Origin of the sequence: Curtobacterium sp. PhB137 (assembly GCF_003814955.1) — a bacterium.
Taxonomy (GTDB): domain Bacteria; phylum Actinomycetota; class Actinomycetes; order Actinomycetales; family Microbacteriaceae; genus Curtobacterium.
In genome coordinates this window covers 1-26,984 of sequence record NZ_RKQO01000011.1, presented here as the reverse complement: position 1 = coordinate 26,984, position 26,984 = coordinate 1, and the positions used below count along the sequence as shown (strand labels likewise).

31 protein-coding genes and 2 pseudogenes are annotated in these 26,984 nt (G+C 72.1%); 13 read left to right on the top strand and 20 right to left on the bottom strand.

Annotation, left to right across the window (positions count from 1 at the left end):
• Positions 1 to 24: 24 nt before the first annotated feature.
• Both EDF28_RS18365 and EDF28_RS18360 read left to right on the top strand, forming a co-directional pair.
• Entirely contained in the window at positions 25 to 858 is an 834-nt protein-coding gene (locus EDF28_RS18365) for a sugar phosphate isomerase/epimerase (protein WP_123939343.1), read from the top strand.
• Positions 855 to 2,006, top strand: coding sequence for a Gfo/Idh/MocA family protein (locus EDF28_RS18360; RefSeq protein WP_123939342.1), 1,152 nt, complete (start codon positions 855 to 857; stop codon positions 2,004 to 2,006). The genes EDF28_RS18365 and EDF28_RS18360 overlap by 4 nt, the downstream gene beginning before the upstream one ends.
• A 101-nt stretch (positions 2,007 to 2,107) precedes the next feature.
• Here EDF28_RS18360 and EDF28_RS19460 read toward each other — a convergent pair.
• The 4 genes and pseudogenes from EDF28_RS19460 to EDF28_RS18345 form a co-directional block, all read right to left on the bottom strand.
• A pseudogene (locus EDF28_RS19460) lies at positions 2,108 to 2,230 on the bottom strand (DivIVA domain-containing protein); the annotation flags it as partial.
• Between the two features lie 39 nt (positions 2,231 to 2,269).
• Positions 2,270 to 2,362: pseudogene (locus tag EDF28_RS19455) on the bottom strand (DivIVA domain-containing protein); the annotation flags it as partial.
• 75 nt (positions 2,363 to 2,437) lie between these two features.
• Positions 2,438 to 2,782 (bottom strand): hypothetical protein, encoded by a 345-nt coding sequence (locus tag EDF28_RS18350; RefSeq protein WP_123939340.1) that lies wholly within the window; start codon positions 2,780 to 2,782, stop codon positions 2,438 to 2,440.
• A gap of 146 nt (positions 2,783 to 2,928) precedes the next feature.
• Positions 2,929 to 3,759 carry an alpha/beta hydrolase gene (locus EDF28_RS18345; protein WP_123939339.1) on the bottom strand — a complete coding sequence of 277 codons (831 nt, stop codon included), beginning with the start codon at positions 3,757 to 3,759 and terminating at the stop codon, positions 2,929 to 2,931.
• A gap of 64 nt (positions 3,760 to 3,823) precedes the next feature.
• On the opposite strand from EDF28_RS18345, the gene EDF28_RS18340 reads away from it, so the two are divergent.
• The gene (locus EDF28_RS18340) at positions 3,824 to 4,432 is read left to right on the top strand and encodes an LppP/LprE family lipoprotein (RefSeq protein ID WP_123939338.1); all 609 of its coding nucleotides are present in this window, start codon (positions 3,824 to 3,826) and stop codon (positions 4,430 to 4,432) included.
• On the opposite strand, the gene EDF28_RS18335 is transcribed toward EDF28_RS18340, so the two are convergent.
• Positions 4,423 to 5,088 carry a hypothetical protein gene (locus EDF28_RS18335; RefSeq protein ID WP_123939337.1) on the bottom strand — a complete coding sequence of 222 codons (666 nt, stop codon included), beginning with the start codon at positions 5,086 to 5,088 and terminating at the stop codon, positions 4,423 to 4,425. The two genes, EDF28_RS18340 and EDF28_RS18335, sit on opposite strands and share 10 nt — an antisense overlap.
• On the bottom strand, positions 5,085 to 5,768 hold the full coding sequence (locus EDF28_RS18330) for a hypothetical protein (protein WP_123939336.1): 684 nt from the start codon (positions 5,766 to 5,768) through the stop codon (positions 5,085 to 5,087). The genes EDF28_RS18335 and EDF28_RS18330 overlap by 4 nt, the downstream gene beginning before the upstream one ends.
• Before the next feature lie 57 nt (positions 5,769 to 5,825).
• Between EDF28_RS18330 and EDF28_RS18325 the strand changes: the two genes are divergently transcribed.
• From EDF28_RS18325 to EDF28_RS18315, 3 genes are all read left to right on the top strand, one after another.
• Positions 5,826 to 6,857, top strand: coding sequence for a YeiH family protein (locus EDF28_RS18325; RefSeq protein ID WP_123939335.1), 1,032 nt, complete (start codon positions 5,826 to 5,828; stop codon positions 6,855 to 6,857).
• Positions 6,858 to 6,949: 92 nt separating this feature from the next.
• On the top strand, positions 6,950 to 7,561 hold the full coding sequence (locus tag EDF28_RS18320) for a hypothetical protein (RefSeq protein ID WP_123291744.1): 612 nt from the start codon (positions 6,950 to 6,952) through the stop codon (positions 7,559 to 7,561).
• Positions 7,561 to 7,791 (top strand): helix-turn-helix transcriptional regulator, encoded by a 231-nt coding sequence (locus EDF28_RS18315; RefSeq protein ID WP_123291745.1) that lies wholly within the window; start codon positions 7,561 to 7,563, stop codon positions 7,789 to 7,791. The genes EDF28_RS18320 and EDF28_RS18315 overlap by 1 nt, the downstream gene beginning before the upstream one ends.
• A 78-nt stretch (positions 7,792 to 7,869) precedes the next feature.
• Here EDF28_RS18315 and EDF28_RS18310 read toward each other — a convergent pair whose 3' ends face one another.
• The 5 genes from EDF28_RS18310 to EDF28_RS18290 all read right to left on the bottom strand — a co-directional run bounded on the left by EDF28_RS18310 (position 7,870) and on the right by EDF28_RS18290 (position 12,838).
• A complete protein-coding gene (locus EDF28_RS18310) occupies positions 7,870 to 8,946 on the bottom strand; it encodes an ABC transporter permease (protein ID WP_123939334.1) in 1,077 nt (358 codons plus the stop codon).
• The gene (locus EDF28_RS18305; protein WP_123939333.1) at positions 8,943 to 9,824 is read right to left on the bottom strand and encodes an ABC transporter ATP-binding protein; all 882 of its coding nucleotides are present in this window, start codon (positions 9,822 to 9,824) and stop codon (positions 8,943 to 8,945) included. Before EDF28_RS18305 ends, EDF28_RS18310 begins: the two co-directional genes overlap by 4 nt.
• Positions 9,825 to 10,192: 368 nt before the next feature.
• Entirely contained in the window at positions 10,193 to 10,897 is a 705-nt protein-coding gene (locus tag EDF28_RS18300; protein ID WP_123939332.1) for a response regulator transcription factor, read from the bottom strand.
• Positions 10,879 to 12,153: a sensor histidine kinase gene (locus EDF28_RS18295; protein ID WP_228505808.1), complete on the bottom strand. Its 1,275-nt coding sequence runs from the start codon at positions 12,151 to 12,153 to the stop codon at positions 10,879 to 10,881. The genes EDF28_RS18300 and EDF28_RS18295 overlap by 19 nt, the downstream gene beginning before the upstream one ends.
• Positions 12,154 to 12,163: 10 nt before the next feature.
• On the bottom strand, positions 12,164 to 12,838 hold the full coding sequence (locus tag EDF28_RS18290; protein WP_123939331.1) for a peroxiredoxin-like family protein: 675 nt from the start codon (positions 12,836 to 12,838) through the stop codon (positions 12,164 to 12,166).
• Positions 12,839 to 12,985: 147 nt separating this feature from the next.
• Between EDF28_RS18290 and EDF28_RS18285 the strand changes: the two genes are divergently transcribed.
• A complete protein-coding gene (locus tag EDF28_RS18285) occupies positions 12,986 to 13,324 on the top strand; it encodes a YciI family protein (RefSeq protein ID WP_123939330.1) in 339 nt (112 codons plus the stop codon).
• Here the strand turns inward: EDF28_RS18285 and EDF28_RS18280 are convergent.
• Positions 13,230 to 14,483 (bottom strand): MFS transporter, encoded by a 1,254-nt coding sequence (locus EDF28_RS18280; protein ID WP_185094298.1) that lies wholly within the window; start codon positions 14,481 to 14,483, stop codon positions 13,230 to 13,232. The two genes, EDF28_RS18285 and EDF28_RS18280, sit on opposite strands and share 95 nt — an antisense overlap.
• A 23-nt stretch (positions 14,484 to 14,506) precedes the next feature.
• On the opposite strand from EDF28_RS18280, the gene EDF28_RS18275 reads away from it, so the two are divergent.
• Together EDF28_RS18275 and EDF28_RS18270 are read left to right on the top strand one after the other, a co-directional pair.
• The gene (locus EDF28_RS18275; protein WP_123939328.1) at positions 14,507 to 15,067 is read left to right on the top strand and encodes a TetR/AcrR family transcriptional regulator; all 561 of its coding nucleotides are present in this window, start codon (positions 14,507 to 14,509) and stop codon (positions 15,065 to 15,067) included.
• Between the two features lie 119 nt (positions 15,068 to 15,186).
• Positions 15,187 to 16,080, top strand: coding sequence for an alpha/beta hydrolase family protein (locus EDF28_RS18270; RefSeq protein ID WP_221182589.1), 894 nt, complete (start codon positions 15,187 to 15,189; stop codon positions 16,078 to 16,080).
• Positions 16,081 to 16,198: 118 nt separating this feature from the next.
• Here EDF28_RS18270 and EDF28_RS18265 read toward each other — a convergent pair whose 3' ends face one another.
• Genes EDF28_RS18265 through EDF28_RS18255 form a run of 3 tightly spaced genes read right to left on the bottom strand, consistent with a single transcriptional unit; the run spans position 16,199 to position 17,820 of the window.
• Complete coding sequence (locus EDF28_RS18265; RefSeq protein ID WP_123939327.1) at positions 16,199 to 16,681, bottom strand: RimK/LysX family protein; 483 nt, start codon at positions 16,679 to 16,681, stop codon at positions 16,199 to 16,201.
• A 33-nt stretch (positions 16,682 to 16,714) separates the two neighbouring features.
• Positions 16,715 to 17,347, bottom strand: a complete 633-nt coding sequence (locus tag EDF28_RS18260; RefSeq protein WP_123939326.1) for an RES family NAD+ phosphorylase — start codon at positions 17,345 to 17,347, stop codon at positions 16,715 to 16,717.
• On the bottom strand, positions 17,344 to 17,820 hold the full coding sequence (locus tag EDF28_RS18255) for a hypothetical protein (RefSeq protein WP_123939325.1): 477 nt from the start codon (positions 17,818 to 17,820) through the stop codon (positions 17,344 to 17,346). The genes EDF28_RS18260 and EDF28_RS18255 overlap by 4 nt, the downstream gene beginning before the upstream one ends.
• A gap of 347 nt (positions 17,821 to 18,167) precedes the next feature.
• Between EDF28_RS18255 and rimK the strand changes: the two genes are divergently transcribed.
• The 4 genes from rimK to EDF28_RS18235 are packed head-to-tail and all read left to right on the top strand — an operon-like array spanning position 18,168 to position 24,200.
• On the top strand, positions 18,168 to 19,346 hold the full coding sequence (gene rimK, locus EDF28_RS18250; RefSeq protein ID WP_123291758.1) for a 30S ribosomal protein S6--L-glutamate ligase: 1,179 nt from the start codon (positions 18,168 to 18,170) through the stop codon (positions 19,344 to 19,346).
• Positions 19,347 to 19,399: 53 nt separating this feature from the next.
• The gene (locus EDF28_RS18245) at positions 19,400 to 20,506 is read left to right on the top strand and encodes a 3-oxoacyl-ACP synthase III (protein WP_123939401.1); all 1,107 of its coding nucleotides are present in this window, start codon (positions 19,400 to 19,402) and stop codon (positions 20,504 to 20,506) included.
• On the top strand, positions 20,503 to 23,217 hold the full coding sequence (locus EDF28_RS18240) for an alpha/beta fold hydrolase (protein WP_260155084.1): 2,715 nt from the start codon (positions 20,503 to 20,505) through the stop codon (positions 23,215 to 23,217). Before EDF28_RS18245 ends, EDF28_RS18240 begins: the two co-directional genes overlap by 4 nt.
• Positions 23,214 to 24,200, top strand: a complete 987-nt coding sequence (locus EDF28_RS18235) for an NAD(P)-dependent oxidoreductase (protein WP_123939324.1) — start codon at positions 23,214 to 23,216, stop codon at positions 24,198 to 24,200. Before EDF28_RS18240 ends, EDF28_RS18235 begins: the two co-directional genes overlap by 4 nt.
• On the opposite strand, the gene EDF28_RS19640 is transcribed toward EDF28_RS18235, so the two are convergent.
• From EDF28_RS19640 to EDF28_RS18210, 5 genes are all read right to left on the bottom strand, one after another.
• Positions 24,176 to 24,826, bottom strand: a complete 651-nt coding sequence (locus EDF28_RS19640) for a gamma-glutamylcyclotransferase family protein (protein WP_260155083.1) — start codon at positions 24,824 to 24,826, stop codon at positions 24,176 to 24,178. The genes EDF28_RS18235 and EDF28_RS19640 overlap by 25 nt on opposite strands.
• 73 nt (positions 24,827 to 24,899) lie before the next feature.
• Positions 24,900 to 25,091 carry a hypothetical protein gene (locus EDF28_RS18225; RefSeq protein WP_123939323.1) on the bottom strand — a complete coding sequence of 64 codons (192 nt, stop codon included), beginning with the start codon at positions 25,089 to 25,091 and terminating at the stop codon, positions 24,900 to 24,902.
• 38 nt (positions 25,092 to 25,129) lie between these two features.
• The gene (locus EDF28_RS18220) at positions 25,130 to 25,546 is read right to left on the bottom strand and encodes an MFS transporter permease (protein ID WP_123939322.1); all 417 of its coding nucleotides are present in this window, start codon (positions 25,544 to 25,546) and stop codon (positions 25,130 to 25,132) included.
• Positions 25,543 to 26,625 carry an Asp23/Gls24 family envelope stress response protein gene (locus EDF28_RS18215; RefSeq protein ID WP_123939321.1) on the bottom strand — a complete coding sequence of 361 codons (1,083 nt, stop codon included), beginning with the start codon at positions 26,623 to 26,625 and terminating at the stop codon, positions 25,543 to 25,545. Before EDF28_RS18215 ends, EDF28_RS18220 begins: the two co-directional genes overlap by 4 nt.
• A 76-nt stretch (positions 26,626 to 26,701) precedes the next feature.
• The gene (locus EDF28_RS18210) at positions 26,702 to 26,875 is read right to left on the bottom strand and encodes a CsbD family protein (protein ID WP_123291762.1); all 174 of its coding nucleotides are present in this window, start codon (positions 26,873 to 26,875) and stop codon (positions 26,702 to 26,704) included.
• Positions 26,876 to 26,984 lie beyond the last annotated feature (109 nt).

The following is a 26,984-nucleotide window of genomic DNA, read 5'->3' as shown; positions in this document are numbered from 1 at the left end:
TACCACCCCCGGAAAGGACCCGACATGGCTCCCGCCATCTCCCTGCAGCTCTACACGGTGAACGCCGCGCTGGAGCCCGACCTCGACGGCGGCGTCCGCCGCCTGGCCGAGATCGGCTTCGACACCGTCGAAGCGTTCGCGTTCGTGGACCGAGCAGCGCAGCTCAAGTCCGCGTTCGACGCCCACGGCATCACCGCGAAGACCGGCCACGCGTTCCTGGTCGAGGAGACCATCCCGCTGCCGGACGGCACCGTGATGACCGCTCCGTCGCACGCCGACACCTTCGCCGCGGCGAAGGAACTCGGCCTCGAGATCGTCATCGACCCGTTTGTCGGGCCCGAGGCGTGGACGACCCGCGAGGGCGTCGAGCGCGTCGCCGCACGGCTGAACGCCGCTGCCGTCGAGGCCGCCGAGCACGGTCTGCGCGTCGGCTACCACAACCACGACCACGAGCTCCGGCCGCGGATCGACGGCCAGCCTGCGCTGCAGGTGCTCGCGTCGCTGCTCGACCCGGCCGTGGTGCTCGAGCTCGACCTGTACTGGGCATCGGCTGCGGGCATCGACGTCGTCGCGTTCATCGAGGAGCTCGGTGACCGCATCGTCGCCGTGCACGTCAAGGACGGTCCGATGCGCGACGACATCTCCACCGCGACGATCCCCACCGACCAGACCCCGGCCGGCCAGGGCGACGTCCGGCTCGCCGAGGCGCTGCGTGCGGCGACGGCGCTCGAGTACGCCGTGATCGAGTTCGACGGGTTCGACGGGGACGTCTTCGACGGTGTGCAGCAGTCGTACGAGTGGCTCGCGGCGCAGCTCGCGCCGGCCGGTTCGTCGTCCGCATCGGAGGTGTCCGCATGACCCGCACCGGACGCGTCGGCATCGGCTTCATCGGCGCCGGCATGATCAGCGAGCAGTACCTGGCGAACCTCACGACGTTCCCCGACGTCGAGGTCGTCCGGATCGGCGACATCGACACGGAGCGCGCCGCGGCGTCGGCTTCGAAGTGGGGTGTCGCGGCCTCGGGCGACGGCGCATCCGTGCTCGCCGATCCCGACGTCGAGATCGTCATCAACCTGACGCTCCCCGCCACGCACGTCGCCGTCTCGATGGACGCACTGCGTGCCGGCAAGCACGTGTGGAGCGAGAAGCCGATCGGTGTGGACCGTGCCTCGGCCGCGTCGCTCGTCGAACTCGCCGACTCCCTCGGTCTGAAGCTCGGCATCGCGCCGGACACCGTGCTCGGTCCGGGGTGGCAGACCGCCAAGCGTGCGATCGAGGCGGGCGCGATCGGCACCCCGCTCACCGCGGTCACGAGCATGCAGTGGCAGGGGCCGGACGTGTTCCACCCGAACGCGTCGTTCCTCTACGCCAAGGGCGCGGGCCCGCTGTTCGACATCGGCCCGTACTACTTCACGGCGCTCGTGCACCTGCTCGGACCGATCGACTCGGTCGTCGCGACTGGGTCTCAGTCGCGGTCGACGCGGCAGTTGGTCGTCGGGCCGAACGCGGGCGACTCGTTCCCCGTCGAGGTGCCGACCCACGTCTCCGTCCTGACCTCGTTCGAGCAGGGTGGCAACGCACAGTCGCTGCTGTCGTTCGACACCCCGCTGTTCCGGCACGGCGTGTTCGAGGTCAACGGGACCGAGGGCACGATCGTCCTGCCCGACCCGAACACGTTCGGTGGTGGGCACCCGATCCGGATCGCGCGACCGCTGACCGCGGACGCGACGTTCCCCTTCTCGCAGGAGTGGGACGTGCTGCTCGACGAGGAGCCCACCGTCGGCCGTGGGCTCGGCGTGCTCGACATGGCGCGGGCCATCCGTGGTGGTGGCTCGCACATCGCGACCGGTGAGGTCGGGTACCACGTGCTCGACACCATGGTCGCGGTCGAGGAGTCCATCGCCGCCCGCTCGTTCATCGAGGTCGAGTCGACCGTCGCGCCGATCGCGTCGCTGCCCGAGGACTTCGACCCGCTCGCGGCGACGCTGGAGGGCGCGCAGGTCTGAGGGTGGATCGACTGCCGGGATCGACCCGGAACGACATCCCCGTTGTCGGACGACGACGGGGATGTCGTTCTGCGTCGGTGTCGGTCTCAGCGCACCGCGTGCTGGCGGAGGGCGACGACGACCTCGTCGAAGAAATCGTCGACCTGGTCCTGGTCGTAGCCCTCGCGGAACTTCGTGGGCTGGAACCGGGCGGCGGACACCTGCTCCGGTGTGAGCGGATCCACCGACCGCCCCTGCTCGTACCCGGCGAGGGTGGTCTGGATCCGGTCGAGGAACGCATCGACCTCGCCCTGGTCGTAGCCCTCCCGCCACTTCGTCGGTCGGAACCGCTTGTCGGACACGTCCTTCGCGAGCATCTGCTCCCCCTTCTGCATGCCCGTCATGCTCTCACGGGCCTGCGAACGGGCAGGGGCAGCGGCGGTACTGGCAGCTCAGCGCTGTGGGAGCCGGCGACCGAACACGGCGTCGAGGAACCGCGCGAAGCGGGACTCTGACGGCGGCGCGGTCGGGACCGCGCGCGTCGGCGACCGGAACGCCAGGTCGTGCAGCATGTTCCGCTTCGAGCCGTCCCAGTTCGCGAACAGGTAGGTGCCGCCGATGAACGACATGCTCCGGACCGGTGTGCGCTTCCAGGAGTCGGCAGCCACGTAGTAGCCGGTGTGGCCGGAGCGGATGTGCTGGATCACGGTGTCGACGTCGATGACGCTGGTGGTCGTCACGACGGCGGTGATGCCCGTGCGGTCACGGGCGACGTACTCGATGAGGTGTTCGGTCACAGTAGGACTCTTCGTCACAGAGGCGGGACGCCACGACGGTGAACGTGGCGAAGGGTGTTCGGAACCGCCGTTGCTTCCGACAGCAGAATACGTCCGGTTCGCCGTGGCGTCACCGGAATGTCCGACGGTCGCACACGCTCGAACGTTCAGACGGGCCGACGGACCATCCACGAAGCGATCAGGTCGACGGCAGCCGCGAAGTCGATGCTGTCCGGTCGGTTGAGGAAGGCGTGCCGGCTGTCGGGCAGGACGTGACGTTCGAGATCGACCCCCGCGGCACCGAGTTGCCGTGCGAACCGGTCGCCGGATGCGCGCATCGTGTCCCGCTCGGCGTCGAGCATCAGGGCGCGCGGGAACGTGCTGAGGTCCTCCGGTGCCGGGAACGCTCCGGCGCCGAGCGGCCCGGCGTAGGTGCGGTTCGCGGCGTCGAGCAACAGCGGAGCGTGCGTGATCCGCCGGTGCCCGCGCACGAGACGCTGCACCGCTGGGTCGCGGGGGATCCGCGCGTGGAAGAACCCGTACACGAGCACGGTGCCGGCCAGCGCGGGTCCGTGAGGGATCGCGGTGGCGGCGAGGCACGCTCCAGCGCTCGCGCCACCGAGCACCAGCCCGGCCGGACCCCCCTCTGCGAGGGAGCGGAGCACCGCCACGACCTCGTCGCGCGCATGCGGTGCACGTCGGCGTGCTCGTGGACCCGTCCGCCCGATCCAGGGCATGCCGGGCAGCGGGCCGAGGCGGTAGTCAACGGTGACCACCGGGATGCCGCGGGCGCTGAGTGCCCGGGCCACGGCGTCCGACTCGGGCAGGTCCAGGTCGCCCCGGAAGAACCCGCCCCCGTGCAGCCAGACCAGGGTCGGAGCGGCTGCCGGGTCCTGCGGTCGGTAGCGCCGGATCGGGACCGGTCCGTGCGGGCCGGGGAGCACGTCGCCCATGACGTCGACCGTCCCCACCGACGCCCCGATGCCCTCTCCCCGCATGCCAGCAGACTACGGGCCGGTAACGATGCGAGCGCCGACACCTCGGTCGGTGCACCGTGGAGTGGTGCGCACCTCGAAGACTGCTCTGTTCATGACCGGCGCGGCCGTGGTCGCCCTGCTGACCGGCTGCTCCGGTGGCGGGGACGGTGGCGACGCGACCCCGACCGTCACCGAGACCGTGACCGCGGCGCCGACGGACACGGCAGCCACCCCGACGTCGACGAGCACGCCGAGCCAGACACCGACGCCCACCCCGACCTGTGGTCCCGCGACCGGCTCCGAGGCAGCAGCAGCGGGGATCGCTGCGCTGCCGTCACCCGCCGGCCTCGAGGACACCAAGTGGGACGCCGCGAACGCCGACTACACCGGCTACGACGCCTGCGCCTCCCTGTCCTGGTCCGTCGTCGCGCCCGAGTTCGGCACCGCCGGGTCGCCGTACGCGATCCTGCTCTTCCACCAGGGCCGGTACCTCGGCACCGCGACCTCCGAGCAGTACGCGTTCGAGCCGGTTGTCGAACGATTGGCCGACGCCTCGATCAAGGTCACCTACACGTACGCGAAGGCGAACGAGGCGAACGCTGACGCCTCCGGTCGCACCACCGCGACGTACATCTGGAACGACGGCACCGAGCGCGTCGACATGACCGGCGAGGTCCCGCCCGCTCAGGGCTGATCGGCGGCAGCACCCCGACCGCCGAGCTCGCGCTGCAGTGCGCGGAGGACCCGAACGATCGTCGCGAGCTTGTCCGGGCCGCCCTCGAACCCGCGTCCGAGCGCTGGTCGTGGCTCCACCACGACGTCCTCGCCGACCGTCGTGCTGATCCAGACGCCGAAGTCGACCCGTTGTCCGCGTGCGTCCTTCGTGGCGACGGAGAACTTCCGGATGTGGGTCCAAGGCAGGTCGAACACCGGCTCCGCCCGCGACGGCGCCCACGCGTGCAGACCGGACGCGTCGACGGTCCAGATCTCAGGTCGGGGGCCCGGCAGGTCGTCGGTTGCCCGCAACCCCGACGCGGAGACCGGCAGGTGGAACCGGGGCGCGCGGCGTTCCCGGATCCGTGCCATGGTGCGGCGATCGGTCCGACCGGCGCTCCAGGTCACCACCGCCAGCAGCAGGCCGAACCCGGCGACGAGCAGCGGCCACAGGACGAAGTTGGCCTGTGTGCGGGCGCTGTCGAGACCGCGCAGGAAGTCCGGCGACGCGAACTCGGCGACGAGCACGCCGAGCCCCGCGGCCGTCGTCACCGCGGCCACGAGCAGGACCGGCCACCGCTTCGGCATCTCGCCGTCACGCAGCCGCTGCACCCACTGCTCGTCGGGTGTCGTCATCGATCGGCCGGGGCTTGACCGGAGCGCCCGGTGTCGTGGTGCGGATCGAACTCCCGCCGCAGCGACCGGAGCACCTGCATCAGGATGTGGATCTTCGTCACGCTCGCGCCGAACGGCCGCCCGATGACTGCGCGCGGCAGCAGCACGAACCGGCCCGCCGCCTCGGTGACGATCCAGATCCCGGTGTCGGTGCGTTGTCCGCGGACGTCCGTCGAGGCCAGCTCGATCGTCCTGACGTCGTCCCACACCAGGTCGAACACGGGCTCGTCGCGCTCGGGTGACCACGCGTGGAGACCCGCCGCGTCGACCGTCCACAGCTCCGGCCTCGGGTCCGGGAAGTCGTCGGCGGCGTACGGGCCCGTGCGGAGGACTGGCAGGTAGAAGCGCGTGGTCGTCCCCTTCCGGCGGATCCGGTCCAGCACCACGCGGTCGCGCCGCCCGCGCAACCAGGACAGCACCGCGGCCACGGGCCCGAACCCGAGCAGCAGCACCGAGAACAACGGCACGGCGAAGGGGCGTCGGGCGTCCGAGTGCAGGATGCCGTCGAGGTGGGTCGCCGAGAAGTACACCCCGATCCCGCCGGCCACCGTGACGATCGTGAGGCCGACCAGGAACGGCCACCGCTTCGGCATCTCGCCGTCGCGCAGCCGCTGCACCCACCGCTCGCCCGAGTACTCCACCGCACCATCCTGCCCGGCTGGACCGCACGACGGCCGCGAGCACGAGATGCTGTTCCCATGCAGTTCGCCCGCACCACCGCACCCGGTGTCGCCGTCGCCGTCGCGATCGGCCTCGTCGCGACCCTGATCGGATCGGTCGTCCCGGTCGTGGGCGGACCCGTCCCCGCCGTCCTGATCGGCGCGGTGCTCGGTTGGCTCGTCCGTCGCCGCACCGGAGGCAGCCTCGCCGTGCTCGCTCCCGGCGTGAAGTTCTCGTCGAGCCGCGTGCTGCAGTTCGCGGTGGTCTTGCTCGGCGCGCAGCTGTCGATCGGCGAGGTCCTGCGCATCGGCGGCGAGACCCTGCCGGTCATGCTGACGACCCTCGTGGTGTGCCTCGGTGCCGCCTGGGGGATCGGCCGTCTGCTGCGGGTGTCGAGCGCCCTCCGCACCCTGATCGGCGTGGGGACCGGGATCTGCGGTGCGTCCGCGATCGCGGCCGTCACGCCCGTCATCGGTGCGGTCAGCGCGGACGTCGCCTACGCGATGTCGACGATCTTCCTCTGCAACATCGCCGCGGTGTTCGCCTTCCCCCTGCTCGGCCACGCCCTCGGCCTCAGCCAGCACGCCTTCGGCGTGTTCGCGGGCACTGCGGTGAACGACACGTCGTCCGTCGTCGCCACCGCGACGGTCTACGGTCGCCAGGCGACCGACACGGCGGTCGTCGTGAAGCTGGTGCGGACCCTGATGATCATCCCGATCGTCATCGGGCTGGCCGGACTGGAGGCCCGACGCGCCTCCCGCGAGCAGCTCGCGCCCGACACGGGGTCGCGCAGCGGGTTCCGCGTGTTCCGGTTGGTCCCGTGGTTCCTGATCGGGTTCCTCGTGGTGGTGCTGCTCCGGACCGTCGGGGTGCTGCCGGCTGACGCTGCCCCGGAGTTCTCGACCGCGGCCTCGTTCCTCATCACGGTGGCCCTGGCGGCGATCGGGTGCTCGACGGACTTCGCGGCGCTGCGACGTGCCGGCTTCCGTCCGATGCTGCTCGGCATCGCGCTCTGGGTGCTCGTGGCGGGCACGAGCCTCGGCGCGCAGGCGGTCTTCGGCCTGCTGTAGGTCGGAGCGGGACGGGTCTTGCACCGGTCTGACCCATCGTTTATCGTTGTATCGAAATTCGATGGTATCGATGATCGACAGGGGAAGACGCCATGACCGCACCCGTGTACGAACCGCCCCGCGGGCGGAACTCCTACCTCGCCTACGTCGCTTGCTGCGTGATCGGCATCGCGCTCGTCGTCTGGCGGTACGTCGACCTGCTCGTCCGCTCGCTCAGCTCCGGGACGGTGTCGGTGCCCGTCCGGATGACCGCGACGAGCGAGGTCCCGCAGCCGCCCGGTGGTGCGACCGTCACCGCCGAACACCTCGTGCTCCGGGCCCCGATCGCGGACGTGCCGGCCGGGGCGATCGGGTACATCCGGGTCGGTGACGCGCTCGAGGTCCTGTTCGTCAGTGCGCTCATCGCCCTGGTGGCGGCGGTGGCGTGGAAGATCTCACGCGGCGGGCTGTTCGATCGGTCGACGACCCGCATCCTCGACTGGCTCGCGGCTGCGGTGCTGGTGGCCGGGTTCGTGCCCCAGTTCGTCCGCCGGATGGGGTGGAACTGGGTGGTGTCGGGGCTCGGCTGGGACGGGCGCCTGCCGACGCCCGACGTCGACCACCAGTTCGTGCCGGTGTACCTCGGCCTGCTCGTCGTCATCTGCTTCCGGTTCGCCCTGACCGCCTCGCAGCGGATGGTGCGCGACCAGTCCGGGCTGGTCTGATGCCCCCGGAACAGGAGGACGGCCACGCGGTCGTCTGCCACCTCGACGAGCTGCTCGCCGCTCGTGGCATGACGCTGACCGAGCTCGCCGACCGGGTCGGGGTGACCGTGGTGAACCTGTCGGTGCTGAAGAACAACCGGGCACGCGCGATCCGGTTCTCCACGCTCACCCGGCTCTGCCAGGAGCTCGGGTGCCAGCCGGGCGACGTTTTCTCGGTGCGCGCGGACTGACGACGGGAGGCCCGGATCACGTGAGCCGATCTGCTCACGTGATCCGGGCCTCCCGTCCGATCTGCCGGGCCGGCGGCGTCAGCCGCGCAGCGCCTCCGTCAGCTTCACGCGACTGCCCGTCCGCAGCAGCGCGTTCTCGTAGACGCGGGCGCCCACCAGCACGACGACGACCACCGCGGCGACCACGATCAGGAGCGACAGGATCGGCTCCCACCACTCGGCCGTGCCGAGGAAGATCCGCATCGGCATGCCGATCGGTGCACTGAACGGCACGTACGACATGATGCCGAGCACGGTCGGGTTGTTGTACGCGACGATGATCAGGATGTACGGGATCATCACGAGCATCATCACCGGCGTGGTGACGCTGCCGACGTCCTCCTGACGCGACACGAGCACGGCCGCCGCGGCGAACAGCGACGCGATGAGCACGAAGCCGACGGCGAAGAACCCGACGAACCACAGGATGCTCGGGCCGAGCATCGAGAACATGTTGTCCTGCCCGGTCACCGCCAGGGTGACGACCGCGGCGATCGCCACGGCGACGATCTGCGCGAAGGCCATCACGCTGTTGCCGAGGACCTTGCCGGCGAGCAGCGCCCTGGCCGAGATCGCGGACATCAGGATCTCCACGACCCTGGTCGACTTCTCCTCGACCACGCTCTGCGCGATCGACTGGCCGAAGGTCACGGCCGAGGCGAAGTACACGACGCCGAACGCGATGGCGATGAGGTAGACGAGTCCGCCGGGCAGCGCGTCCGGGTCGAGCAGTTCGATCCGCGGTGTAACGCTCAGCGCGGAGACGACGTCGGTCGGGGCTTCGTCGAGGCCGACGACCTTGTAGCCGAGCGGGTCGTCGGACGGCACGATCGCCGCGTCGACGTCGCCGTTCTGCACGAGCCGTTCGGCGTCCGCCACCGAGGTGGAGTCCGTGACGTCGAGGCCCGCGGTGGTGGGCAGCGAGACGCTGTCGACCACGGCGACCGGCGTGGTGTCGTCGGCGGTGGCCTTGCCGACGATGCCGCCGACCACGATGGACGCGACGACCATGCCGATCAGGATGAGGGCGGAGACCACGAAGGCCTTGCTGCGGATGCGTGCCTGGATCTCGCGTGCGGAGACGAGCCGCACGGCCTGCACGAAGGAGTCGTTCATCGGATGACCTCCCGGAAGACCTCGCTGAGCCGCGGGACCCGCGGGGCGAACGACCCGACGGTGCCCTGCTGGACGGCCCGCTGCAGGACGTGTTGGGCGGTGGACGGGTCGGCCTCGAAGACGGCGTAGCCGCCGTCGAACTCGCGGACCGTCACACCGGGCTCGTCGCGGAGCCAGGCGACGTCGCCGTCGACCAGCAGCTCCCAGGCGGCGGGCCCGGCCTGCTTGCGGAGTTCGTCCTGCGGGCCGGCGGCACGGATGGTGCCGCCCGCGATCACGACGACGTCGTCGCAGAGCCGTTCGACGACGTCGAGCTGGTGGCTCGAGAACAGCACCGGGACCCCGCGCGCCGCGGTCTCGCGCAGGACGCCGAGCACCGTGTCGACCGCCATCGGGTCGAGGCCCGAGAACGGCTCGTCGAGCACCAGCACCTCGGGGTCGTGAGCCAGGGCCGCGGCGATCTGCACCCGCTGCTGGTTGCCGAGCGACAGCTTCTCGACGGGGTCGTCGGCGTGGCCGGTCAGCTCGAGTCGTTCGAGCAACTCGGTGGTCCGCGTGGTCGCCGCGCGCTTGTCGACGCCGTGCAACCGGGCCATGTAGGTGATCTGCTCGGCCACCGGCATCTTCGGGTACAGCCCGCGTTCCTCGGGCATGTAGCCGAAGCGGCGGCGGTCGGCGGGCCGGACCGCGGTGCCGTCGATCGAGACGGATCCCGCGTCGGCCTGCAGCACGCCGAGCATGATGCGCATGGTGGTCGTCTTGCCGGCGCCGTTGCCGCCGACGAACCCGGTGAGGCGGCCGTTGCCGACCGTGAACCCCACGTCGTCGAGCACCCGGCGGTCGCCGAAGTGCTTGGTCACCCCTTCGATGGTGAGCATGTCGTACCCCTCTCGCGACGGCCTGCGCCGCCTGCGTCGACGCTATTGGCCGGGAGGCACGGGGCGCCTCCGCCATCCGGCGGGACTTGGGTGGGTGGTCGGCTCCACCGCGCGGGGGAGGGGGTGGGTGGGCTGCGTCGTCCCGCGGTGCCGTGGTGTGGCTCGGTGCGGTGCGGTGCGGTGCGGCGCGGTGCCGTGCCGTGCCGGATGCATGTGCATCTTCCGACGTTCCACGCGTCGAACGACTCACGTTCTGTCGGAACATGCACCCGCACGCAATGCGTGTGCATCTTCCGACGTTCCACGCGTCGAACGTCTCGTGGAACGTCGGACTTCGCGGCGGCGGCCGGTCGGCGAGTCGGGCTCGGTCAGCCGGCGACGCCGTGCTCGAACGCCCAGACGACCGCCTGGATGCGGTCGCGCAGCGCGAGCTTCTGCAGCACGTTCGACACGTGGGTCTTCACGGTGGCGTCACCGACGTACAGCTCGGCGGCGATCTCGGCGTTGCTGAGGCCCCGGGCGAGCAGCCGGAGCACTTCGGTCTCGCGCTCGGTGAGTCCGGCGGCTGCCAGCGCGCCGTCCGCGGTCCGCGCGCTCGCCACCGGTGCAGCGGTCGCACGGCTGATCACCCGGCGCGTGACGTCGGGCGCGAGCAGGGCGTCCCCGGCGGCGACGGTCCGGACGGCGTCGATCAGCCGTTCGGGGGAGGCGTTCTTCAGCAGGAAGCCGCTGGCACCCGCCTCGAGTGCCTGGAACAGTGCGTCGTCGCTGTCGAACGTCGTCAGGATGAGCACCGACGGCGGGTCCGGCAACGCTGCGATCCGCCGAGCGGCCTCGAGTCCGTCGACGCCGGGCATCTGCACGTCGAGGCAGACCACGTCGGGGCGCAGGGCCCGGACGGCCTCGACCGCACGGGCGCCGTCGGGGGCCTCGCCGATCACCCGGAACCCCGGCTCGGACTCCAGGATCACGCGGAACCCGGCCCGCACCAGCTCCTGATCGTCTGCGAGCACGATCGTCAGGTCGGTCGCGCCGTTCGGGTCGTTCGTCTCGTTCACGTCGTCGGCAGCCATGCCCGCACCAGGTAGCCTCCCCGGGCGCGTGGCCCGATCTCGATCCGTCCGTCCACGGCTGCGACCCGCTCCCGCATGCCGATGTGCCCGAGGCCGCTGCCCGACGGGTTCCGCGCAGCACGGTCGCCGTGCCCGTCGTCGGTGACCTCGACCTCGAGCCCGTCGTCGAGGTACCTGAGCCGGACGTCGGCGCGGGCGGTGGGCCCAGCGTGCTTCAGGACGTTCGTCACGGCCTCCTGCACGATCCGGTACGCGACGGCGGCGACCGTCGGCGGCACGGGACGCTCGTTGCCCACGACCACGTACTCGGTCGGGTGACCGGCGACCCGAGCGGACTCGGCGAGCTCGACGATGCGTGCGATGCCCTCGGTGCTCGGAGCGTCCCCGACACCGCGGTCACCGGTGCCCGGTTCGTCCGCCGACCGCAGGGTGCCGAGCATCCGCCGGAGTTCCTCGACAGCCGTGCGCGCGCTCTCCTCCACCACGCCGAGCGATGCCGTCGCCTGCGCGGGATCACGGTCGATGACCCGTCGGGCAGCGCCGGCCTGCACGCCCATCAGGGACACGTGGTGCGCGACGACGTCGTGCAGTTCGCGGGCGATCCGGACCCGCTCGATCGTCACGGCCTGGGCAGCACTGCGCTCCCGTTCGGCTGCCAGCTCCGCGGTGCGCTCGTCGAGCTGGTGTCGGGCGACGGCCGAGGCCCAGGCCCGGTTGCCCGCGTACCAGGCGGCGCCGAAGTAGATGACGTTGATCACGATGTTCAGCAGCGAGTACGCGATGTACGGCGGGATGAGGGCGCCGTCGTCGTTGGGCAGTGCGTTCGGTACCGCCCAGCCGAACGAGATCGCGAGGAACAGCCACGCGAACATCCCGCCGATGACGACCCACCGGACCACCTCGGCCCGCACCCGGTCGGCGCACCATGCACCGACGGAGTACAGCGAGATGAACAGGGTGAAGTTGACCAGGAACACCTCGGGCACGTGCAGGAGCTGCGTGGCCGCGAACGCCAGCGCGGACAACACGGCAGCGGACATCGGGAACCGGCGACGGAACGCGATCGGGACCGCGTTCGCGACGATCATCAGGGCCGAGACCCACCAGGCCGCCTGGTCGTCGCCGTAGATGCCGGACGCCCCGTACAGGACGGTGGTGATCGTCAGGCCGGCGGCGAGCACCAGGGCGAGCACGGCGTCCTGGCGGTGCTCGCGGCGCCCCACGGGCAGCCGTGACCACTCCGCTGTCGTCCCCATGCAGCAAACGCTAGCGGGTGCCGCCCCCGTCCAGGCCGTCGAGGGCCGCGAGGACCGTCGTGACCTCGGTGCGCGTCGTGTAGTCGACGTGCACGTCCACGAACCGGACGACACCGTGCTCGTCGATGACGAAGACCGACGGGAACGGGATCGCGGCGGTTCCGTCGGCGTTGCTGTCGGCGACGTCGAACCCGAGCTCCGTGTGGGCTGCTCGTGCCTCAGTGCTCGGCGCCGTGACGACGCCGAACCGACCGGCGAGCACGTTCTCCGGGTCGGACAGGACCGGGAATGCCAGCTCGCCGTTCGCGATCGACTGCTCGGTGCCCTCGGGGGTCTGCGGCGAGACGGCGACGAGTCGTGCCCCGCGTCCCTGCAGCGCGGGGAGCAACTCCTGCTGGTAGGTGCGGAGCGTGAGGTTGCAGTACGGGCACCAGGCGCCGCGGTAGAACACGATCACGGTCGGCGTGTCACCACGCGCGGCGCCCAGTGACGTGGCGGCGCCCGTCGCGTCCAGCAGTGGAGCGTCCGGGGCGTCGTCCCCGACGGCGAGGACACCGTCGGGGACGCCGTCGGCACGCAGGTCGGCCTGTTCCCGATCGAACACGGCGCTGAGCTCGGGGCCGATCTGCGCGGTGAAGCCGTCGTTGAACTCGTCGACTCGACGAGCGATGGTGTCGTGGGGCATCGGGTACTCCGTGGTCGTGGGCGGCCGGGTCGCCGTCGGAGGGAGCGTAGGCACGTCCCGGGGCTCGCGGTCCCGTCGCTCGTCACGGAGCGTCACGGAACCGGGTGGTCGGGGAGTATCCTCCCGCCAACGAGCAGGGGAGTCACCATGCAGTTCCTCGTCAACGTCATCGACGACGGGCAGGCCGACGCCGCCGGTCGCACGGAGTCCGCCACCCAGGCCGAGGCCACTGCGGTCGATGCCCTGAACGAACGCCTGGGCACCGCCGTCGTGTTCGCCGCCGGGGTGTCCGCCCCCGGCGACGGCACCGTCGTCGACGCCCGTGGCGGCGGTTCGGACACCACGCCCGGACAGGTGGCCGACAGTGCCGAGTTCGTCGCGGGCTTCTGGGTCATGGAGCTGCCGGACGCCGAGACGGCGCTCCGTGTGGCGCACGAGGCGTCGCAGGCGTGCAACCGGAAGATCGAGCTGCGTCCGCTGCTGTGACGCGGGCACCGCTCCCCGGCCCGCTCCGCTTCCCGACCACGGCGAGCACGGCGCTCGCCGCCGTGACGAGCGCCCCGACCATGAACGTCGCCGCGTAGCCCGCCGTGCCGACGAGTGCGCCCGACGCCGCCGCTCCCACGGCCTGACCGAGCACGAGCGCGACGAAGAGCGCCGACGTCCCGGCCGACGACCGCGCAGCGTCGAGTTCGGTCGTCCAGGCGATCAACGCGCCGGTCGCCGCCGTGTAGCCCCAGCCGAACACCGCACACGCCAGCATCGCCACCGCCGTGGACTGCGGCGCGACACCGAGTGTGACGACGGCCACCGCCACGGCGCCCGCGGTCACCGCCCAGAGCGTCCGCGCGCGGAGTCCGCTCGTCCACCGAGCTGTCACGGCGACCGCAGCACCGCCGACCCCGAGCGCGATCCACGCCGACACCGACACCACGACGGGCGCGCCCGCGTCGACCAGCGCGGAGCGGCCGTAGGTCCACACGACCGCCGATCCGGCACCGAAGAGCAGCGCGAGCGCGATGACCCGTCGGTGCGCCGCGAACCACGCCGTCCCCGGTGCGGCTGGTCGGCCACCGCCGGACCCGCTCCGACGGGACACCACCAGCAGCACGACGCCGACGACGAGTGCGAAGACCCCGGACCACGCCCAGGCCGTCCGCCAGTCGGGCAGGAGCACGAGTGCGAGCGCCCCCGCGGCGACCAGCCCCGGACCGGTCCCCGAGTTGACGACCGCCTGCGCAGTTCCCTGCACGGGCCCCGGTACCGCGCGCGACACGAGCTGCACGAGGGCCGGTGAGGCGAGCCCGGCCCCGGTCGAGGCGACCACCGCGGCGATCCCGAAGGACCACGTCCCCGGCGCCGCCGCCATCGCGAGCGCACCGACCCCGGCGACTCCGGCGGCTGCGGCGACGAGCCCCCGGGGGACGCGTGCGGCGACCAGGAACCCGACCACCGCGCCGACGCAGTACATCGCAGAGGCCCCCGCGGAGACCCACCCGGCGGCGTCCGGGCGCAGGCCGAGGTCGCGTTGGACGTCGGGCAGGAAGAGCCCGAACGCCAGGCGGACCAGCCCGTACGTCGCGGCGATCAGGGCCAGCCCGCTGCCGAGGAACACCCACTGTCGTAACGAAAACGATCGTTTCACTTTTGAGAGCCTAGGGTGCTTGCATGGCGATGCGTCCAGGAACCGAGCAGCGGCTGCTCGACGCGGCCGAGGAGCTCTTCTTCACGCGGGGAATCGCCGCCACCCCGATCGACGCCGTGCTCGACCGCGCCGGGATCTCGAGCGCCACGCTCTACCGCGGGTACGCGAGCAAGGAAGCCCTGGTCGCCGCGGCACTGGATCGGCGGCACGACGACTGGCTCGCCACGTGGGACCGCGCGGTCGAGGCTGCTCCGGACGACCGTGGCCGCCTGCTCGCGGTGTTCGACGCGCTCGACGACTACCGGTCGACCGCCGCTGGTTCACGCTGGTGCGCGTTCCTCGGGACCGCTGCCGAGTACGCGGACGCCCCCGCCGAGGTGCACGAGGTGCTCGACCGCGAGACCGGGGCGCTCCGGACCCGGCTGACCGAACGTGCCGCGCCCGTCGTCGGCGAGCGCGCCGGGGCCCTGGCCGACCAGCTGCTGCTCGTCGTCTCCGGGTACCTCGCGATGCGCCTGCGCGATCCGTCGGTCGGCACGGCGACGGCGCGTGCGGTCGCCGTGGCGCTCGTCGCAGCAGCCTGACCGCTCGTCAGCGCCCCGGGGTTCTCCGACGCTGCGCTGGGTATCTTGCCCGGTGTGCAGCGACTCTCCCCGACCCTCGTGATGCAGCGCGTGACCCCTGACGGAACGGTGCCCCTCGGATGACCCGTTCGCGTGCGTCGACGATCACCCGTCGGTCGCTGCTGATCGGGGGAGTCGGCATCGTCGCCGCGGGTGCAGCCGCCGAGGCGGTGAACCTCGACCTGCTGCCGGGTCGGTCGACGATGTACCGCGTGCTCGGGCTCAACGGTGCCGACGGCACGATCCCCGACGTCGACCCGGTCCCCTCGGTCTCCGGCACCTTCGTGTCGACCGCGCGGAAGGGACGGACCGTCGGGTGGACCATCGCCGCTCCGGAGTCGGACACCCCGCTGCCGGTGGCCGTCGCGTTGCACGGCTACGGCGACGACCACGCGGCGTTCTTCGGGCGGGCGCTCGGATGGGACCGGTTCCTCGCGGCGCACATCACGGGTGGCGGCGCTCCGTTCGCGATCGCCTCGATCGACGGCGGCAACCGCTACTGGCACCACCGTTCCGACGGGGACGACCCCGCAGCGATGGTCGTCGACGAGTTCCTGCCCCGGATCGCGCGGCGCGGGTTCGACACCGACCGGCTCGCGCTGACCGGGTACTCGATGGGTGGGTTCGGCGCCCTCCGGCTCGGCGGGGTGCTCGGTGCGTCCCGCGTCCGCGCCGTGTCGGCGATCAGTCCGGCGCTCTGGACGTCAGCAGCGGACACCGCCCGCGGAGCCTTCGACGACGCGGCCGACTTCCGTGCGAACACGGTCCTCGGTCGGCAGCGCGCGCTCGAGGGAGTCGCCGTCCGTGTCGACTGCGGCAACGGCGACGGGTTCGCTCCGGCGGCGCACGCCTACGTCGACGGCTTCCCGACGCCGCCCGCCGGGGGCTTCGAGCCCGGCGCCCACACACACGGCTACTGGCGCCGCCTGGCACCGCAGCAACTCGCCTTCCTCGGCCGTCACCTGGGTCGCTGACCCAGCCCGCGCCCTGGGCGGTCGCCGAGGCGGACGGGAGGCCCGTGGCGGCCCCGCACCGCGCCTCCAGGCCGTCGACCGGTCGCGCCCACGGCCCGTGCCGCGTGGTGAGCAGCGCTCAGGCTCGCCCGCGGTTGCGGCGCCGGATCTCCTTCGGCGCCCGACCGGCCATGAAGGACCTCGCAGGATCGACGAGGAAGCCCTGCCGCAGGGCCTCGCGCCCGACGAGCATCCGGAACCCCATCTGGTCGCGGTTGCTCAGGGTGACCTCGGACACGACGGCGCGCCCGGCCAGGGTGATCGTGGTGAGCACGACGATGCGCTCCTGGGTGTGCCCGGTCGAGCTGCGGATGATGCGCCGGTCGTGCACGTCGCACTCGATCGTGACGGCGTCGGCATCGGTGTCCTGCCATGGGTGCACCGAGAACCGGACCCGGTCGCCCGGGAGTTCTTCGAGGTCGAACGCGTGCAGTGCCGAGCTGCGTGCACCGGTGTCGAGCTTGACCTTGATCCACGGCAGCCCGAGGTCCGGCAGGCCGGCCCACTCGCGCCAGCCGGCGACGACGAGCCCGCCGTCGGGGGACTTCGGAGCACGGGCCATGTGCCCATCCTGTCCCATGCGCGACTGTGCCGGTCAGGCGGGCGGGTTCGGCACCATCCGGACGGCGCTCTTCCGCGGCGGCCCGGGCAGCACCGAAACGCCGGCTGCCTCGGCCGCACGTGCTCCGTCGATGACCGCGGTCGCGCCGCCGAGCGACGGTGCCGGCCCCGCGGTCCCGAACAGTGCCCACGCCTCGCCCCCCGGGTCGAACCTCGAGTCGTAGCGGAGCGCATCGACCCGGTCCTTGAACAGCTCGGCCCATGCCTGCGTCACGGCGTAGTCGCCCATGGTCGTGAGTTCGCTCGTGACCCCGAAGCGTGCAGCGCCCGCGCCGCTGACGTGGGCGGAGCTCGCATCGGACGGCGGGGTGATCGTCGAGACGCGGAGGACGGCAGCGTCGGCAGCGCTCACTTCGTTGCGGCGGACCTTCGGGCCGAAGAACTCTCGGACAGCGGTCGAGGCCGCGGCTGCGAAGCAGCACGTGCCGTTCGGTTCCCGGAGGTTGAAGCGGCCGTGGGGGTGGCTGGCGAAGTACCAGGGCGCGAACTCGGCGAGGTGCGCGCGGAACACCTCGGCGGGGAGTCTGCCCCCGTCGGGGAAGCCGGTCAGGTCGAGACCGGCCTGTGGCGCGGTCTGGACGACGTCGGTGCGTGCGACGGCGGTCATCCGAGTCGGAACGCTCCGGCGAGTGCGGCGAGACGGACCGCTTCGTCCGCGCGGTCCGTCCGGAGCGCCTGGGCCGGCGTGAGTCCGTCGAGTTCGTCCGCCGGCGCGTTCAGCCACACGGCATCGCCCCAGGGGTCGACCCGGTCGGGGTCCAGGCCGGCCAGGACGTCGCGCAACCGTGGCAGCAGGATGCCCCGTGCATCGAACTGGAACGACGGGTAGAGCCGGAAGCCGTCGGCCGACAGCACGCAGAGCACGTCGCCGACCTTGGCCTGCGCATCGAGGGTCTGCCGGCTCATCCGGAACCACTTCCGCAGGCCGGCAGTGTCGTAGAACGGTCCGACGCGGTCGTCGAGCACATCGGCGCCGGGGATGCTGGCGAGCATCCGCTCCGCGACGGCGTCCATCGATCCGTTCACCCGCTCGACCTCGGCGAGGTCGATCAGGTCGACGTGCCGCAGGAGTGCGGCCACGAGGCGATCCCTGAGGTCGTCGGCCGGACCGGTGGAGGTCGTGGTCGGTGGCGCGACCGCCTCGGTCGAGGACGGTCTGCGCGATCGGACACGCCACTCGGACGACGCGGGTCGCCGCGACGTCGACCGTCCGGACCCTGCGAGTCGAGGGGTCCGGTTGCTCCGGGTCGCCCGGAGACCGTGCTGGTTCTTCGTCATTGCGCACCGTCCGATCAGTCAATCCAGCGTACCGCACATGCGTCAAAAGAGTACAACGCGCTCGCTCTGCAAGGCGGTCGGCGGCATCACGGCGCGGGCGTGCTTGGATGGACCGTCGCCGTCGATCCCACCCCGCGGAGAACCCCTCGATGAAACTCGCCATCCTGTCCCGCGCCCCGCAGGCGTACTCGACCCAGCGCCTCCGTGCTGCGGCGCTCGACCGCGGCCACGACGTCAAGGTGCTGAACACGCTGCGCTTCGCGATCGACCTGTCCGGCGAGGACCCGGACCTGCTGTACCGCGGCAAGCTCCTGTCCGACTACGACGCGGTGCTGCCCCGGATCGGCAACTCGATCACCTACTACGGCACCGCGGTGGTGCGGCAGTTCGAACAGATGGACGTGTACACGCCGAACACCGCGACGGGCATCACGAACTCCCGCGACAAGCTCCGGGCGAACCAGATCCTGTCTCGCCACCACATCGGCATGCCCGCGACGACGTTCGTGAACAGCCGGGCCGACGTCCGCGGCGCGATCGAACGGGTCGGCGGGGCTCCGGTCGTGATCAAGCTGCTCGAGGGCACGCAGGGGATCGGCGTGATCCTGGCGCCGGAGGAGAAGGTCGCCGAGTCGATCGTCGAGACGCTGCACTCGACGAAGCAGAACGTCCTGATCCAGTCGTTCATCTCGGAGAGCCGCGGTCGTGACATCCGCGCGCTCGTCGTCGGCGACCGGGTGGTGGCCGCGATGCGCAGGACGGCGTCGGGGGACGAGTTCCGGTCCAACGTGCACCGTGGCGGCACCGTCGAGAAGGTCACGCTGTCGCCGGAGTACGAGGCGGTCGCGGTCCGGTCGGCGCAGATCATGGGGCTCAAGGTCGCCGGTGTCGACATGCTCGAGGGCAACGACGGTCCGCTCGTGATGGAGGTCAACTCGTCACCGGGGCTCGAGGGCATCGAGCGTGCGACGGGCTTGGACGTCGCCGGCGCGATCATCGACTTCATCGGCAACCAGGTGGCCTTCCCCGAGATCGACGTGCGCCAGCGGCTCAGTGTCTCGACGGGCTACGGCGTCGCCGAGCTGCTCGTGCACACCAACGCCGACCTGGTCGGGAAGACGATCAAGGAGTCCGGGCTGTGGGACCGGGACATCACCGTGTTGACCCTGCACCGGGGCGCGACCGTCATCCCGAACCCGCGCAGTGGCGTCGAGCTGCAGGCCAGTGACCGGCTGCTCTGCTTCGGCAAGCTCGAGGAGATGCGCTCGATGGTGCCGGACCGTCGACGCCGTCGCAGCAAGATCCGGAAGCTCCCGAAGGACGCCTGACACCGCGCGTCCAGCCGAGCCGGACTGCACACACAGGTGAAATGAGGAAGTATGTGTCGGTGACGATCATGACGGAACGGCCGGTCGACCGGGCAGCGAGCAGTGACCGGGCGCCGAGCAGTGAACCCGAGCAGCCCGGCAACGCCACGGCGAAGCACCACAACGTCTCGCTGCTGTCCGTGGCGACGACGACCGCCGAACGCGTGACGACCTCCGCCGACATCGAGGCCAAGCTGCGCGGCGTGCTCCGCCGCCTCCGTCTGCCGATGGGACTGCTCGAGCGGGTCGCCGGTGTGATCGAGCGCCGCAACTGGGGCGAGGGCCAGACCTTCCAGGACGCCGCCATCGACGCCGGCCGTCGCGCCATGGCCGAGGCGGGGGTGCGTCCGGACGAGATCGGGCTGCTGATCAACACCTCGGTGACCCGTCCGCACCTCGAGCCGTCGGTCGCCGTGCGCCTGCACCACGGGCTCGGTCTGCCGTCGTCCGCGATCAACTTCGACATCGCGAACGCCTGCCTGGGGTTCGTCAACGCCATGAGCGTCGCCGCGGGCATGATCGACTCCGGTCAGATCAAGTACGCGCTCGTCGTCGACGGCGAGGACGCCGACCAGGTGCAGCTCAACACCATCGACCGCCTGAACCAGGGTGGTCGGAACCGCAAGGACTTCATGAGCGAGTTCGCGAGCCTGACCCTCGGGTCCGGTGCCGCGGCCGCCGTGCTGGGCCCGGCGGACCTGCACCCCGAGGGACACCGGATCGTCGGCGGCGTCACCCGCGCGGCGACCCAGTGGTACGACCTGTGCGTCGGCAGCGTGGACGGCATGTTCACGGACGCCAAGATGCTGCTCAAGGGCGGCATGGAGCTCGTCGTCGCGGCCTGGACCGAGGCCCGTGCCCACTTCGACTGGGCCGACATGGACCGCTACGTCCTGCACCAGGTCTCCGACGTGCACACCAACGCGTTCGTCGAGGCCATCGGCATCCCGCGCGACAAGGTCCCCACCACCTACCAGCGCTTCGGCAACGTCGGCCCGGCGTCGATCCCGATCACCTTGGCCGACGAGGTCGAGTCCGGCGGCATCCGCCGCGGTGACCGCGTGTTCCTGGGTGGCGTCGGTTCCGGCATCAACACGGCGATGATGGAACTCCACTGGTGAGGTCCCGGCTGCCCCGCGTCGCCGCGAGCACGGCTCCGGCGACGCAGCCGCCCTCCCTGCCCGGACTCGACCCGGCCTGGTCACGCCTGGTCACGGTGCCGGAATGGTCCGAGAACCGGACGGGAGGCACGGATCGCGCCGCGCGCACCTGGCACCTCCTCGACACGGCCGGGTCCCTGGCCGCGCTCGGCGTGGAACCGGTCGGCACCATCCTGTGCGTGCACGGCAACCCCACGTGGTCGTACCTGTGGCGGTCGGTGCTCCGCACCTCGCTCGAGGTCGCCCAGACCGGTGGCCCGGCCTGGCGCGTGGTCGCCGTCGACCAGCTCGACATGGGCTTCTCGGAGCGCACCGGGGTGGAACGGGGGCTGCCGCAGCGCGTCGCGGACCTCGGTGCCCTGACCGACGAACTCGGGCTGACCGGCCCGGTCGTCACCCTCGGCCACGACTGGGGCGGAGTGGTGTCGCTCGGCTGGGCGGTCGACCACCCCGACGTCCTGGCTGCCGTGATGACGTGCAACACCGCCGTGCACCAGCCCGACGACGCCCCGATCCCGGCGCCGCTGCGGCTCGCCCTGGGGCCGGGGCTGCTCGGCCGTGCGACCGTCGTGACGCCGGCGTTCCTCGAGACGACGCTCGGCATCGCGCACCCGAAGCTCGACCGCGCCGTGGCCGACGGCTACCGGGCTCCCTACCGCGGTGCCGCGCGTCGTGGTGGCGTCGGCGGCTTCGTGGCGGACATCCCCGTCGACGCCCGGCACCGGAGTGCGCCCGAGCTCGACCGGATCGCCGCCGGGGTCGCGGCGCTCGAGGTCCCGGCGCTGCTGCTCTGGGGTCCCCGCGATCCGGTGTTCCTGGAGCGCTACCTCGACGACCTGTCCGAGCGGCTGCCGCAGGCCGACGTCCACCGCTTCGAGGGTGCTGGCCACCTGCTGCCCGACGACGCCGACGTGGCGGGCGCGGTGTTCGACTGGATCGGCGACCGTCTGCCGGGCGGACACGTGCCTGCTCCAGCCGAGAAGGGCCTCCCGGTCGACGTCGACCAGTCGACCGACGTGAGCCGCCCGCTCGGCGCCGCGCTCGAGGACCTGCGCGACAGCGACGAACCCGCCCTCGTCGAGATGGCCGCGGCCGGCGGTCCCCGCACGATCACGTGGCGCCTGCTCGCCCGTCGGGTGGACGAGATCGCCGCCGGGCTGGACGACCTCGGTGTCCGGAGCGGTGACCGTGTCTCGCTCCTCGTCACCCCGGGAGCCGACCTGACGGCCGTCCTGTACGCCTGCGTGCGGATCGGCGCGGTCGTCGTGGTGGCCGATGCCGGACTGGGGCTGCGCGGTCTGACCCGTGCGGTCCGCGGAGCCCGGCCCGACTGGATCATCGGCGCGCTGCCCGGACTCGGAGCCGCTCGTGCACTCGGCTGGCCGGGTCGGCGCATCGCGACCGTCCCGCTGCCCGCACCCGCACGGCGTGCGCTGCGCGTCGAGCACACGCTCGTCGACGTCGCCCGGCGGGGTGCCCGTCGGCTCGCGCACGGTTCCGTGCTGCCCACGGTGCCGGCGTCCGATGCTCCGGCCGCGATCCTGTTCACGTCCGGTTCGACCGGCCCGGCGAAGGGCGTCGTCTACACGCACGGACAGCTCGGTGCCGTCCGCGACGTCCTGGCGGCCCAGTACGACATCGGTGTCGGCACCGGCCTCGTCGCGGGCTTCGCACCCTTCGCGCTGCTCGGCCCGGCCCTCGGGGCCCGGTCGGTGGCGCCGGACATGGACGTCACCGCGCCCCGGACCCTGACCGCGCGCGCCGTCGCGGCCTCGGTGGCCGCTGCCGACGCGACCGTCGTGTTCCTGTCGCCGGCGGCGCTGGCGAACGTCGTGGCGACGGCATCGGTGCTGACCGACGCCGACCGTGCGGCACTCGCGCGCGTCCGGTTGTTCCTGTCGGCGGGCGCCCCGGTGTCGGCCGCGCTGCTGACCGCGGCGACCGAGCTGATGCCGAACGCGAGTGCGCACACCCCCTACGGCATGACCGAGGGGCTGCTCATGACCGACGTCGACCTGGACGGCGTCCGTTCGGCGGCGGCCTCGGACGACGAGGGCATCTGCGTCGGACTCCCGGCGGCGAACGTGCGGGTGCGGATCGCGCCGCTCGACGCCGCGGGTGCAGCGACCGGTGGGCTGACCGACGCGGCGGGCGTCACCGGCGAGATCGTCGTCGTGGCACCACACGTGCGCGACCACTACGACCGGCTCTGGCGGACGAACCGCGTCGCGCGGCTCGGCGTCGAGGACCCGCGCGGACACCGCACCGGTGACGTCGGACACCTGGACGCGTCCGGGCGCCTCTGGGTCGAGGGGCGGATGCAGCACGTGCTCACCACCCCGGACGGTGTCGTCACCCCGGTCGGACCGGAGCAGCGCATCGAGGGCGTACCCGGAGTCGGCCGTGCCGGCGTCGCAGGGATCGGCCCGCGCGGGACGCAGCAGGTCGTGGCCGTCGTCGAGACCACCGGCGGGCGACGTGTCCGACGGCCTGCCCTGGCTCCGCCGGCGTTGGCAGCTTCGGTCCGTGCCGCGGCCGGGGTCCCGCTCGCAGCGGTGCTGACCGTGCCCGTGCTGCCGACCGACATCCGGCACAACTCGAAGGTCGACCGCGCCCGGCTGTCCCGCTGGGCGACCGCGGTGCTGTCGGGTGGACGGATGGCCCGCCCGTGACGGTCCTGGTCACCGGCGCCAGCGGGTTCCTCGGACAGGCGACCGCCGCAGCCGTGCGGGACGCCGGACACGAGGTCCGCACGTTCCAGCGACGGCCGTCCGGGGTCGCGGGCGTGCAGGACGTCGCCGGTTCGATGACCGATGCCGCCGCGGTGGCACGCGCGGTCGACGGGGTCGACGCCGTCGTGCACCTCGCCGCGAAGGTCTCCCTGGCGGGTGACCCGGCCGACTTCGTCCGTGTGAACGTCGACGGCACCCGAGCACTCGTCGACGCCGCACGCCGTGCCGGCGCCCGGCGGTTCGCGTTCGTCTCGTCGCCGTCGGTCGCGCACACCGGATCGTCGCTCGTCGGCGCCGGAGCCGGTGTCGCCGAACCCGATCGTGCTCGTGGCGACTACGCCCGCACGAAGGCCGCGGCCGAACTCCTCGCGCTCGACGCCGACGCTCCTGGGTTCGCCGTCGTCGCCGTCCGGCCGCACCTGGTGTGGGGGCCGGGGGACACCCAGCTGATCGGCCGGATCGTCGAGCGGGCACGGGCCGGGCGCCTGCCGCTGCTCGACTCCGGTGCCGCCCTGATCGACACCCTGTACGTCGACAACGCCGCGTCGGCCATGGTCGCGGCGCTCGAGCACGCGGCCGACGACGACGTGCACGGCAACGCCTACGTCGTCACGAACGGCGAACCCCGGCCCGTCGCGGACCTGCTCGCCGGGATCTGCGCGGCCTCGGGTGTGCCTGCACCGCGGTGGCACGTGCCGGCTGTCGTGGCCCGGGCCGCGGGGTCGCTCGTCGAGGCCGTGTGGCGGGTGCGTCCGGGGCAGGACGAGCCGCCGATGACGCGGTTCCTCGCCGAGCAGCTGTCGACGGCGCACTGGTTCGACCAACGCCGCACCCGAGTCGACCTGCAGTGGTCCCCGTCGGTGTCGATCGACGAGGGTCTCGCGCGCTTGGCGGCGGCTCAGGCCTCGTCGGCCGCCACGTAGACCCAGGCGGACAGACCCGAGGTGAGCTCGACCCGGATGCGCTGGTAGTCAGCGACCTCGTAGTCGTCGACCGCGCGGAGCTGCCACTCGTAGCCGAGGGTCAGAGCGACACCTTCGACGACGTCGTCCGGTGCACCCCGGCGGAGGATCGGGTGCAGGTCCGAGCCGCTCGTCCGGACCACCTCGGGGTCGGTGATCGCCACCCAGTCGAGCCGCCATCCGGGCAGCGTGTCCGGGGTGGTCGGGACGTGGCCGCCGAACAGCGACTCCTGCACGAGCGGCTGCCGCAGCGTGCCGTACGAGAACACCCGGTGAGTCGCACCGGCGCCCGGTGTGGGGCGCTCAGCGGGGCCAGGAGCGATGGCCGGGGTCGAGGTCCAGACGAGCGCACCGGCCAGGCCGGTCAAGCCGAGGTGCAGCAGGCCGATGATGCCGAGGGCGCTGCCCCAGAAAATGCCGGAGTCGTCGCCGAGGCAGCGCTCCTGCGGCCAGACGTCTCCGTCCGAGAGGCACCCGTACCGGTTCGTGACGCCGACGACCAGACCGATGATGCCGACGACGAGACAGAGGAGCGCGAACGCGCCGAGACCGATGACCCAGCGCTGGCCGGGGGAGAGACGCTTCACGTCGCGAGGGTAGCGGACGCGGGGCCCGGATCACGCGCGCCGATCGGCGCAGATGATCCGGGCCTCCAGGTCGTCAGCTGTGCCGCTTGGCGGCCTTGGCGATCTTCTTGCCCAGCTTCTTGCGGGCCTTGCGGGCGTGCGGGTCGTTCCAGGCCCTGCGGACGGTCTCGCCCTTGGACGTCTTGATGACCGGGCGGTTCGCGCGGGAGCCGAACCAGAACCCGATCAGGACGATCAGGCCGATGACGATGATGCGGTTGCGCATGGTGGGACTCCTTGGTCGGTGGTGCAGGTGCCGGCGGATCAGCCGGTGAAGCGTTGCCAGAGCTCGGTGACGATCGGCCACACGTCGCCAGCACGGTCGGCAGACCCGACGGCCACCAGCACCACGGGGACGATCGTGACGGCGATGCTCACCAGGACGGCGAGCACGACCGAGATCGTCGCCGTCGTGGTGTGCCGACGAGTGAGGGCCATGGCGAGGAGCGCCAGCACGACGACCAGCCCGAGGACCGCGACGACCGTGACCCGCACGAACGGGAACGGCACGAGGCCGGCGGTGGTGGCGGTGACGCCGCCGAGGAACCCGACCAGGGGCAGGAACGCCCCGAGCAGGACCCCGGCGACCAGGACCACGCCGATGCCACCGGCGATCCACACACCGCGCGGCCGGGGCTGACGGGTGCGGGGCCGACGACCGCCGGACCAGGCGGTGGTCACGGTCGGTCCGTGGTCGGGGCGGTCGGCTGGTCGGCGTCGCGGGCTGCTGCCCGCGCTGCCTCGCTGGCGTCGGCTGCGGCGTCGGCGGCGTCCTGCGCGGCGTCCTCGGCGGAGTCGGCGGCGCGCACGGCTGCGTCGGCAGCCGTCTCGGAGGCCACGACGGGGGTCGCAGTGTCCTCGTCGACGACGGCCGCACGTGCGCTGCTGGCCGCGTCGCGCGCGGTGTCGGCAGCGTCCCGTGCGCCCTCGGACGCACGGTCGAGCGCGTCGGACGCGGCTTCGTGCACACGGCCAGCCGTGGCGGTCGTCGCGTCCACGGCCTGTGCAGCGGCGTCCGCGGTGACGTCGGCCGCACGCTTCGTGGCATCCGCGGCCTGGTCAGCGGCCTGCTTGGTGACCTCAGCGGTGGCCGAGGCAGCACGCTTGGCGGTGTCGACCGTCGCGTCGGCGGCACGCTTGGTGGCGTCTGCGGTGACCTCGGCCGCCTGCTTCGTGACGTCGGCGGTGGCGTCGGCGGCACGCTTGGTCGCCTCGGCCGTCGCGTCGGCCGCCTGCTTCGTGGCGTCGACGGTCGCCGTCGCCACGCGCTTCGTGGTCTCGCTCGTCGCCTTGGCGGCATCCTGCACGGCATCGCCGACGGCGGTGGCCGCACGCTCGACGGGCGAGGGCTCGTCGTCGAACGGCCCGTGCACGTCGAGGACGCGGACGTCCACGGTCGTCGGCGCGGATGCGACCTGGCCGGCTGCTGCAGCGACCTGTCGTTTCACCTCGTCGGCGACCTCGCGGACGTTCTGCGGATAGGTCACGATGACGGAGACCTGCACCGCGAAGGTGCCGTCCTCGTCGTCGACCTGCACACCGGCGGTCCCGGCGGAGCGGCCGAGCCGCTTCCGCACTTCGTCGGCGGCTCGGGACACGGTCCCGCCGAGGTGGTGCACGCCGGGCACGCCGAGCGCCGTCTCCGCCGCGGTTCGCGCGATGAGCATCGCGGGGGTCGCGTCGTCGGGCAGCGGCTCCGTCAGTTCTGCGGGCAGGGCCACCTCGGTGACCTGCGTGTGCGCATGGGGGTCGTGCTGCATGGTTCCTCCTCGTTCGGGTCCGCGGAACGCATCGGGGCACTCGACGTCGCGAGTGCCCCGACACGCATCGAGCGTCCTAGTTCTTGAAGACGTCCTTGACGTCCTCGCCGGTCTTCTTGACGCTCGCGGAGGCCTGGTCCTTCTGGCCCTCGGCGACCTTGGAGTCGTCGTTCTGGGCCTTGCCCACGGCTTCCTTCGCCTTGCCGGCGAGGTCCTGAGCAGCGTTCTTGATCTTGTCGTCGAGTCCCATGACGGGTCCTTTCATCGGTCGGGCGTGCGCCCGGTGGTGGGTGTTGCGTGGGTCTTCGGTGGGCCGGGAGGCCCGGGGTCGCGTCCGGCTGACGGGTGTCAGTGGACGC